Source organism: Duganella sp. 1411 (assembly GCF_017833525.1).
Classification (GTDB): domain Bacteria; phylum Pseudomonadota; class Gammaproteobacteria; order Burkholderiales; family Burkholderiaceae_D; genus Rugamonas.
On the sequence record NZ_JAFICD010000001.1, the window covers coordinates 353,430 to 363,426 of the forward strand.

Annotated in this window: 8 protein-coding genes; all 8 read left to right on the forward strand. The window is 69.5% G+C overall.

Translation table 11 applies throughout. From position 1 onward, the window contains the following. The first annotated feature begins 15 nt into the window (after positions 1–15). Genes JOD97_RS01410 through JOD97_RS01445 form a run of 8 tightly spaced genes read left to right on the forward strand, consistent with a single transcriptional unit; the run spans position 16 to position 9,989 of the window. Complete coding sequence (locus JOD97_RS01410) at positions 16–1,035, forward strand: XrtA/PEP-CTERM system-associated ATPase (protein ID WP_209712841.1); 1,020 nt, start codon at positions 16–18, stop codon at positions 1,033–1,035. Continuing rightward, positions 1,032–2,201, forward strand: a complete 1,170-nt coding sequence (gene wecB / locus JOD97_RS01415) for a non-hydrolyzing UDP-N-acetylglucosamine 2-epimerase (protein ID WP_209712842.1) — start codon at positions 1,032–1,034, stop codon at positions 2,199–2,201. Before JOD97_RS01410 ends, wecB begins: the two co-directional genes overlap by 4 nt. Further along, positions 2,198–3,052 carry an XrtA system polysaccharide deacetylase gene (locus tag JOD97_RS01420; protein WP_209712843.1) on the forward strand — a complete coding sequence of 285 codons (855 nt, stop codon included), beginning with the start codon at positions 2,198–2,200 and terminating at the stop codon, positions 3,050–3,052. Before wecB ends, JOD97_RS01420 begins: the two co-directional genes overlap by 4 nt. Then, complete coding sequence (locus JOD97_RS01425; RefSeq protein WP_209712844.1) at positions 3,049–4,131, forward strand: FemAB family XrtA/PEP-CTERM system-associated protein; 1,083 nt, start codon at positions 3,049–3,051, stop codon at positions 4,129–4,131. Before JOD97_RS01420 ends, JOD97_RS01425 begins: the two co-directional genes overlap by 4 nt. 3 nt (positions 4,132–4,134) lie before the next feature. Then, on the forward strand, positions 4,135–5,355 hold the full coding sequence (locus JOD97_RS01430) for a TIGR03087 family PEP-CTERM/XrtA system glycosyltransferase (RefSeq protein ID WP_209712845.1): 1,221 nt from the start codon (positions 4,135–4,137) through the stop codon (positions 5,353–5,355). 1 nt (position 5,356) lies between these two features. Further along, positions 5,357–6,934: an exosortase A gene (gene xrtA, locus JOD97_RS01435; RefSeq protein ID WP_209712846.1), complete on the forward strand. Its 1,578-nt coding sequence runs from the start codon at positions 5,357–5,359 to the stop codon at positions 6,932–6,934. Beyond that, positions 6,931–8,106 carry a TIGR03088 family PEP-CTERM/XrtA system glycosyltransferase gene (locus JOD97_RS01440; RefSeq protein ID WP_209712847.1) on the forward strand — a complete coding sequence of 392 codons (1,176 nt, stop codon included), beginning with the start codon at positions 6,931–6,933 and terminating at the stop codon, positions 8,104–8,106. Before xrtA ends, JOD97_RS01440 begins: the two co-directional genes overlap by 4 nt. Beyond that, positions 8,094–9,989: an XrtA/PEP-CTERM system amidotransferase gene (locus JOD97_RS01445; protein WP_209712848.1), complete on the forward strand. Its 1,896-nt coding sequence runs from the start codon at positions 8,094–8,096 to the stop codon at positions 9,987–9,989. The genes JOD97_RS01440 and JOD97_RS01445 overlap by 13 nt, the downstream gene beginning before the upstream one ends. Positions 9,990–9,997 lie beyond the last annotated feature (8 nt).

The window sequence follows — 9,997 nt, forward strand, 5'->3', positions numbered from 1 at the left end:
GGAGCCAGGCCCGCGATGTATGAGAAATATTATGGGCTCAGCGCCAAGCCGTTCCAGCTGCGCCCCGATCCGCACTTCTTTTTCGGCAGCCAGGGGCACAAGCGCGCCATGTCCTACCTGGAATACGGCCTGTCGCAGCGCGAGGGCTTCATCGTCATCACGGGCGAGGTCGGCGCCGGCAAGACCACGCTGATGCGCAATATGTTCAACGGCCTGCCGGCCGACGAGATCGTCGCCGCGCAGATCACCAACACCTACCTCAACACCGAGGACACGCTGCGCATGGTGCTGGCGGCGTTCGGCCTGCCGGCCGAGGCCGGCGGCAAGAGCACCTTGCTGGTGCGGCTGGAACAGTTCCTGCGCGACTGCGACAAGCAGGGCAAGCGCGCGCTGCTGGTCGTCGACGAGGCGCAGAACCTGACCGCGCGCACCGTCGAGGAGTTGCGCATGCTATCGAACTTCCAGTCCGACGAGCGCTCGCTGCTGCAGACCTTCCTGCTGGGCCAGCCCGAGTTCCGCACCACGCTCAACAGCCCCGAGCTGCGCCAGCTGCGCCAGCGCGTCATCGCCACCTACCACCTGGGGCCGATGAACGCCGACGAAACCCGCGCCTACATCGAGCACCGGCTGCAAACGGTCGGCTGGCGCGGCAACCCGTGCTTCACCGACGGCGCCCACGCCGCGATCCACGCCTACGCCGGCGGCATCCCGCGCACCACCAACCATGTGTGCGACCGGCTGCTGCTGATGGGCTTTCTCGAAGAGCTCGACACGTTCACCGAGGCCGAGGTGGCCACGGTGTTGCGCGACATCCGCGACGAGATGGCCGTGCCCGACGGTCCGGAGGCGGCGCCGTCGATGGAGTCGCCGGCCGGCGCCACCGACGTCTGGCCGCCCAGCGGCGGCACGGTTTCGCGCGGCACGATCGACGAGCGCCTGGTGCGGGTCGAGCGCTCGATGGTGTCGCTGCTGCACGTGCTGCGCAAACTGGTCGCCACGCCCGCCAACCTGCCACAGATGGACAACATCGAATGAGCCCCACCGACGACCACACGCCCGCGCGCAAGTTCCGTATTCTCTGCGTGGTCGGCGCGCGCCCCAATTTCATGAAGATGGCGCCGATCATGACCGCGCTGGCCGAGCCGACCGCCGGCTGCGAGGCGCGCCTGCTGCACACCGGCCAGCATTACGACGTCGCCATGAACCACCAGATCTTCGAGGCGCTGGGCATCCCCGACCCGGACATCAACCTGGAGGTCGGCTCCGGCAGCCACGCCCAGCAGACGGCCGAGGTCATGCGCAAGTTCGAGCCGGCCATGGACGAGGTGGCGCCGGACGGCGTGCTGGTGGTGGGCGACGTCAATTCGACCTTGGCCTGCGCGCTGGTGGCCAACAAGCGCGGCGTGCCGGTGTTCCATGTGGAGGCGGGCCTGCGCAGCCGCGACCGCGCCATGCCCGAGGAGATCAACCGCATCCTGACCGACCAGCTGTCGGACCTGCTGTTCACCACCGAGGCCAGCGGCCGCGACAACCTGCTGCGCGAGGGCATCGAGGAATCGCGCATCCACTTCACCGGCAACGTGATGATCGACACCCTGGTCAACAACCTGCCGCGCGCGGTGCCGGCCGCCAGCATCGCGGCGCAGGCCGGACGGCCGCAGTTCGCCGACGGCGAGGAGGGCTACGCCGTGCTGACCTTGCACCGGCCGTCCAACGTCGACCGGCCGGAGGTGCTGCGCAGCCTGCTGGAGACGGCGCTGATCGTTGCGCGCCGCACGCCGGTGATGTTCCCGCTGCATCCGCGCACGCGCGCCGTGATCGAGCGCGCCGGCCTCGGCGAGCTGCTCGACCAGCCGTCGATGCTGCCGCTGCCGCCGATGGGCTACCTCGAGATGCTGGGCCTGATGCGCGGCGCGCGCGTGGTGCTGACCGATTCCGGCGGCATGCAGGAGGAAACCACCGCGCTGGGCGTTCCATGCCTGACCTTGCGCGACAACACCGAGCGGCCGATCACGGTCGAGCAGGGCACCAACACCATCGTCGGCCAGGACCCGGGCCGCATCCTGGCCGAGTACAACAAAGTGCTCAGCGGCGCTGGCAAGACCGGACGGGTGCCGCGCTACTGGGACGGCCAGGCGGCGCGCCGCATCGTCCAGATCATGCAGCGCTGGCTGGCCGAGCGACAGGAGGGCGCGCGATGACCGCCATCCAGCTTCCGGTGCGCAACGCCATGACCATTGACGTCGAGGATTATTTCCAGGTGTCGGCGTTCGCGCCGCACATTGCCCGCGACAGCTGGGCCGAGCGCGAATGCCGGGTCGAGGCCAATGTCGACCGCATCCTCGCCATCCTCGACGATGGCGCCGTGGTCGCCACCTTCTTCACGCTGGGCTGGATCGCCGAGCGCTACCCCAGGCTGGTGCGGCGCATCGTCGACGCCGGCCACGAGCTGGCCAGCCACGGCTACGGCCACCTGCGCGCGTCGGACCAGAGCCACGCCGCGTTTTTGCAGGACATCAGTTCCAGCAAGGCCATTTTGGAAGACATCGGCGGCCAGGCGGTGTGCGGCTACCGCGCCCCCAGCTTTTCGATCGGCCCGGCCAACCTGTGGGCGCTGGACGCGCTGCAGCAGGCCGGCTACCGCTACAGCTCGAGCATCTACCCGATCCGCCACGACCACTACGGCATGCCGGACGCGCCCCGTTTCGCCTTCTACCCGAACGGCGACCAGGGCCTGCTGGAGGTGCCGATCACTACCGTGCGCGTGATGAACCGCAACCTGCCGGCCGGTGGCGGCGGGTATTTCCGGCTGATGCCGTACGCGATGTCGCGCTGGATGATGCGTACGGTCAATCGGCAGGACGGCCAGCCGGCCATCTTCTACTTCCATCCGTGGGAACTCGATCCCGGCCAGCCGCGTCCGCGGGGCCTGGAATGGAAGACGCGTTTCCGCCACTACGTCAACCTCGAGCGCATGGACGGGCGCATCCGCGCGCTGACGCGCGATTTCGCCTGGGACCGCATGGACCGGCTGTTCCTGGGGGCCGCATGAGCGCGCTGTCGGAACAGGCCCACCTCGCCAGGGAGCAGGCCACGCCGCTTCGGCTGGGCCTGATGGAGGAGGGCGACTGCGCGCGCTGGGACGCCTACGTCGACCAGTGCCCGCAGGCGACCTTTTTCCACCGCGCCGGCTGGCAGCGCGTGCTGCGCCAGGCGTTCGGCCACCGCACATGGTTCTATTATGTCGAGCGCGACGGCGTCATCGAAGGCGTGCTGCCGCTGGGCGAGGTGCGCGGCCGCGTGTTCGGCCACTGGCTGGGGGCGTTGCCGTTCTGCGTCTACGGCGGCATCGCCGCCAGCTCGGACCAGGCGCGCGCCATGCTCGACCAGGCCGCGCAGGCGCTGGCGCGCGAGCTGGGCGTCGGCCATCTCGAATACCGCAACATCGAGCGCGCCCATCCCGGCGATCCGGACTGGCTGGTCAAGCCCTTGTATGTCACGTTCCGCAAGGCGATCGTCGCCGACGACGAACAGAACATGAACGCCATCCCGCGCAAGCAGCGCGCCATGGTCAGGAAGGGCATCAAATTCGGCCTGCAAGGCGAAGTCGATCAGGATGTCGGCCGCTTTTACGCCGCCTACGCGCGCAGCGTCCACCGGCTGGGCACGCCGGTGTTCTCGCGCCGCTATTTCGCGCTGCTCAAGGAAACCTTTGGCGACGATTGCGAGGTGCGCGTGATCACCCATGACGGCGCGCTGGTGGCCGGCGTGCTCAGCTTCTTCTTCCGCGAACAGGTGCTGCCGTACTATGGCGGCGGGCTGGACAACGCGCGCGCGCTGGCCGGCAACGACTTCATGTACTGGAACCTGATGCAGGCCTCGGCCGCGCGCGGCATGCGGCTGTTCGACTTCGGCCGCAGCAAGCTGGGCACGGGGGCCTTCGACTTCAAGAAGAACTGGGGCTTCGAGCCGGAGCCGCTGGATTACGAGGTCAAGCTGATCAAGGCGTCGGCGGTGCCGGAGAACAATCCGCTCAATCCCAAGTACCGCATGTTCATCGCGATGTGGCGGCGCCTGCCGCTGCCGGTGGCCAACGTGCTGGGACCGCACATCGTCAAGAACCTGGGCTGAGCCGTGGAAAAACTGCTGCTTCTGGTGCACCGCATCCCGTATCCGCCCAACAAGGGCGACAAGATACGCTCGTACCATTTGCTGCGCCACCTGTGCGCCCGTTATCAAGTGTACCTGGGCGCCTTCGTCGACGACGCCGACGACTGGCGCCACGTGCCGCGCCTGCAAGCGATGTGCGCAGGCAGCCATTTCGCCGCGCTGCATCCGCTGCGGGCGCGGTTGCGCAGCCTGCCGGCGCTGGCCGGCGGCCGGGCGCTGTCGTGTGATTATTACCGCGACGCGGGGCTGCGGCGCTGGGTCGACGACACCGTGCGGCGCGAGGGCATCAGCCGCATCGTCTGCTATTCGTCGCCGATGGCGCAGTACGCCGACGCCCATCCATCGGCGCGGCGGGTGATGGATTTCGTCGACGTCGATTCCGACAAATGGCGGCAGTACGCGGCCGGCAAGCGCTGGCCGATGCGCCAGGTCTACCAGCGCGAGGCGCGCCTGCTGCTCGATTACGAACGCCAGGTGGCGCGCGCGTGGGATGCGTCGCTGTTCGTCTCCGCGCCCGAGGCGCAGCTGTTCCGCACGCTGGCGCCGGAGAGCGCCGCCCGCATCGGCCACTACAGCAACGGCGTCGATACCAGCTACTTCTCGCCGGCGCACCAGCTGCCGTCGCCGTATCCGCCCGGCGCGCGCGTGCTGGCGTTCACCGGCGCCATGGATTACTGGCCCAACGTCGACGCCGTCAGCTGGTTCGCGCGCGAGGTGCTGCCGGCGATCCGCGCGGCCGCGCCGGACGTGGTGTTCTGCATCGTCGGCTCGCGGCCGGCGCCGGCCGTGCAGCGGCTGGCCGAGCTGCCCGGCGTGCTGGTGACCGGCACCGTGCCGGACGTGCGCGCCTATCTGGCGCACGCCGCGCTGTGCGTGGCGCCGATGCGCATCGCCCGCGGCATCCAGAACAAGGTGCTGGAGGCGATGGCGATGGCGCGTCCGGTGCTGGTGTCGCCCCAGGCGCTGGAGGGCATCGACGCCGTGCCCGGCCGCGAGCTGCTGCTGGCCGACGATGCCACCACGCTGGCGCGCGCCGCGCTCGCTTATCTGGGCGCGCCCGATCCGGCCATCGGCCCGGCGGCGCGCGCCAAGGTCGAAAAAATGTATGGATGGGAAAGCAATCTGGCGTCCGTGTCCGACTTGCTGGAACAACGCCGGGCCCAGCCGTGGCCACGGAGCGCCTGACATGAGCGCGATTCCAGGCACCTCCCACAGCGCCGGCGCCACCCTGGGCAGCGCGCGCCGCGCCAGCCCCGGCGCGTCGAGCACGGTGGCCGTATGGGCGCTGTTGCTGACCTTGCTGCCGCTGGCCGCGTACTGGAGCACGGCGCTGTCCATCGTCGAGATCTGGGCGCGTTCGGAAACCTTCGCCCACGGCTACCTGATCGTGCCGATCAGCCTGTGGCTGGCCTGGCAGCGCCGCGAGCGCCTGCGGGCGCTGACGCCGGCGCCGTACTGGCCGGCGCTGCTGCCGCTGGCCGGTTGCGGCATGGTCTGGCTGCTGGCCGACCTGGGCGAGGTGCAGGTGGCGCGCCAGTACGCCTTCGTCGCGATGTTCCCGCTGACGGCGCTGGCTGTGCTGGGCCCGCGCATGGCACGGGTGCTGGCGTTTTCGCTGCTGTTCCTGCTGCTGGCGGTGCCCGTCGGCGACAGCCTGATCGAACCGCTGATGACGATCACCGCCAACTTCACCGTGGCCGCGCTGCGCCTGACCGGCATCCCGGTGCTGCATGAGGGGAACAACTTCCGGCTGCCTTCGGGATCGTGGTCGGTGGTGGAGGCGTGCAGCGGGCTGCGCTATCTGATCGCCTCGGTCACGGCAGGCGTGCTGTACGCCTACATGACCTATACCCGCTGGTGGAAGCGGCTGCTGTTCGTGGCGGTGGCGGTAACGCTGCCGATCCTGGCCAACGGCCTGCGCGCCTATATGATCGTGATGCTGGGGCACCTGAGCGACATGACGGTGGCGGTCGGGGTCGATCACCTGCTGTACGGCTGGCTGTTCTTCGGCATCGTCATCTTCGCGCTGTTCCTGATCGGCGCGCGCTGGCGCGACCGTCCGCCTGCCGCGACGCCGATGGCGTCGGCATCCAAGCCCGCCGCCGCGCCGGCGCCGGCCCGCATCGGCGCGATGGCGCTGGCCCTGGTGGCAGTGCTGGGCGTGTGGCCCGCCTACGCCGGCTATCTGCACCGGCCCGGCGAGCTGGCGCCGCCGACCGGCCTCGACAGCTTCCCCGCGCGGGCGCCGCTGATCCCCGCGTTCACCGAGTGGCAACCCGGCTTCGGCGCGCCGGCCGCTTCATTGCGCCGCTATTACGCGCAGCAGGACCGCAAAGTGGGCCTGTCGGTGCTGTATTACCGCCATCAAAGCGGAGCGAGCAAGTTGATCACGTCGACCAACCGGGTGACGCCGATGGTCGACTCGCCGTGGAACCTGACCGGCGGCGCGGTGCGCAACGAGGCGCTGGCCGTGCGCGAATGGACCTTGCACGGCGCCGGCGGCGCGCTGCTGGTGTGGCAGTGGTATTGGATCGACGGCCGCGCCACCACCAGCGACACGATGGGCAAGCTGCTGCAGATCAGGCAGCGGGTGCTCAGCGGCAGCGACGACGGCGCCGCCGTGATGCTGTTCGCGCCGCTCGACGACGCCGGCGAGCATCCGGAGGCGGCCCGCGCCGCGCTGCGCGCCTTCCTCGCCGACAACCTGGGCGCGCTGGACGCCACGCTGGCGCGGGTGCGCGCCCCCGCCGGAGCGACGCGATGATGCCGCCGCTGATCGTCCATCTGATCTACCGGCTCGACTTCGGCGGCATGGAGAACCTGATGGTCGAACGGATCAATCGCATGCCGGCCGGACGTTACCGGCACGCGGTGGTGGCGCTGACCGGCTACACCGCGTTCGCCGAGCGCATCAGCCGCGAGGACGTGGCCCTGTACGCGCTCGACAAGCCGCCCGGGCTGGCGCTGTCGACCCACGCCGCGCTGTGGCGCCTGCTGCGCAAGCTGCGCCCGGAGATCCTGCACACCTACAACTTGTCGGCCATCGAATACGCGCCGGCCGCGCTGCTGGCTGGCGTGCCGGTGCGCATCAACGGCGCCCACGGCCGCGACGCCGCCGACCCCAGGGGACTGAACCGCAAGCACCGGCTGCTGCGCCGGCTGATGATCCCGTTCTACGACCACTGCTACGCCAATTCGGCCGAGATGCTGGCCTGGAACCGCGACGTCATCGGCGTGCCGGCGCGCAAGAGCCGCCTGCTGCCGAACGGCATAGACACCGAACGCTACCGCCCGGCCATGGCGGCCGATCAGATCGGACCGCTGGAAAGCCACTTCGGCCCGGGCTGCCTGGTGATCGGCAGCGTTGGCCGCGTCGAGCCGGTCAAGAACCACGCGCTGCTGCTGGCCGCCTTCGCCGCCTTGCGCGCGCGCCGGCCAGACCTGGCCGGTCGGCTGCGGCTGGCGGTGATCGGCGACGGCCCGCTGCTGCCGGCGCTGCGCGCGCAGGCCGACGGCGCCGGCTTGAACGATGTCGTCTGGCTGCCGGGCAAGCGCGACGACGTCGCCGCCATCCTGCGCGGGCTGACCGTGTTCGCGCTGCCGTCGATCGCCGAGGGCACGCCCGGCGCCGCGCTCGAGGCGATGGCCAGCGGGGTTCCGGTGGTGGGCAGCGATGTCGGCGGCGTGCCGGAGGTGGTGGCCGACGGCGCCACCGGCGCGCTGGTGCCGTCGGGCGACCCGGAGGCGCTGGCCGCCGCGCTGGAGCGCTACGTCAGCGGCCCGGCGCTGGTGCACGAACACGGACTGGCCGCGCGCCTGCGCGTGACGCGCCATTACGGCATGCAGGCGATGGTGGCTGCCTACCAGGCGCTGTACGACGAACTATGCGAACGAAAACTTAAACTCAAAAGGCGGGTGGCATCATGTGCGGAATAGTCGGCATCATGGATATAGGCGGCAAGCGCGAGATCGACCGCGCGGTGCTGTCGCGCATGAACGAGACCCAGCATCATCGCGGCCCCGACGAGGCCGACCTGTACCTGGAGCCGGGCATCGGCTTCGGCCACCGGCGCCTGTCGGTGATCGACCTCGCCGCCGGCCTGCAGCCGCTCGGCAACGAGGACGGCTCGGTGATGGTGTGCTTCAACGGCGAGATCTATAACTTCCGCGAGCTGACGGTGGAACTGAAGGCGCTGGGCCACGTGTTCCGCACCCGCTGCGACACCGAGGTGATCGTCCACGCCTGGGAGCAATGGGGCGAGGCCTGCGTGCACCGCTTCCGTGGCATGTTCGCCTTCGGCCTGTGGGACCGCAACCAGCAAGTGATGTTCCTCGGGCGCGACCGGCTCGGCGTCAAGCCGCTGTATTACTGTTTGACGACCGACGGCTTCCTCGCCTTCAGCTCGGAGCTGAAGGCGCTGGCGTCGCTGCCGGACCTGGAGCGGCGCATCGACCCGCGCGCGGTCGAGGATTATTTCGCCTACGGCTACATCCCCGAGCCGCGCACCATCTACCAGGGCGCGTTGAAGCTGGCCCCCGGCCACACGCTGACGCAAAAGGTCGGCGCGCCGCTGGCCGCGCCGGTCAAATTCTGGGATGTGCCGTTCGCGCCGCACGCGCCGATGGCCGGCGCCGACGTCGAACACGAATTGATCGAACGGCTGCGCGAGGCGGTGCGCATCCGTCTCGTGGCCGACGTGCCGCTGGGCGCCTTCCTGTCCGGCGGCGTCGATTCGAGCGCCGTGGTGGCGATGATGGCCGGCATGAGCGACCAGCCGGTCAACACCTGCACGATCGGCTTCCAGGACCCGGCCTTTGACGAATCCGATTACGCCGCCCAGGTGGCGGTGCGGCACGGCACCGACCACTACACCGGCAACGTCGGCACCGACGACTACGCGCTGCTCGACACCTTGGCAGGGCTGTACGACGAGCCGTTCGCCGACAGCTCGGCGATTCCGACGTACCGCGTGTGCCAGCTGGCGCGCCAGCGGGTGACGGTGGCGCTGTCCGGCGACGGCGGCGACGAGAACCTGGCCGGCTACCGCCGCTACCGATACGCGATGAATGAGCACCGCGTGCGCGGCCGCATTCCGGCCGGCCTGCGCAAGCCGGTGTTTGGCCTGCTGGGGCGCTGGTATCCGAAGGCCGATTGGGCGCCGCGCGTGTTCCGCGCCAAGACCACCTTCGAGGCGCTGTCGCGCGACCTGGTGGAGGGTTACTTCCATGGCGTCACGCTGATGAGCGACGCGATGCGCGCGCAATTGTTCTCCGATCGCTTCAAGACCGGCCTGCAAGGCTACCGCGCGATAGAAGTCATGCGCGGCCACGCCGACGCCGCGCCGACCGACGATCCGCTGTCGCTGCTGCAGTATCTGGATCTGAAGACCTATCTGCCGGGCGACATCCTGACCAAGGTCGATCGCGCCAGCATGGCGCACGCGCTGGAGGTGCGGGTGCCGCTGCTCGACCACCAATTGGTCGAATGGATCTCCGGCCTGCCGCCGTCGCTCAAGCTGCAGGGCGGGGAGGGCAAGTACATCTTCAAGAAAAGCCTGGAGGCGCACCTGCCGCACGACATCCTGTACCGCAAGAAGATGGGCTTCTCGGTGCCGCTGGCGGCGTGGTTCCGCGGCCCGCTCAAGCAGCGCGTGCACGACGCGCTATTGGGGCCGTTGTTGAGCGACAGCGGCATGTTCAACGCCGACTACCTGCGCCATCTGCACGAACACCACCAGGCCGGCCTGCGCGACTACAGCGCGCCGATCTGGTCGTTGCTGATGTTCGAGGCCTTCCTGCGCAAGGAGTTGCGGGCATGAGCGCGGCC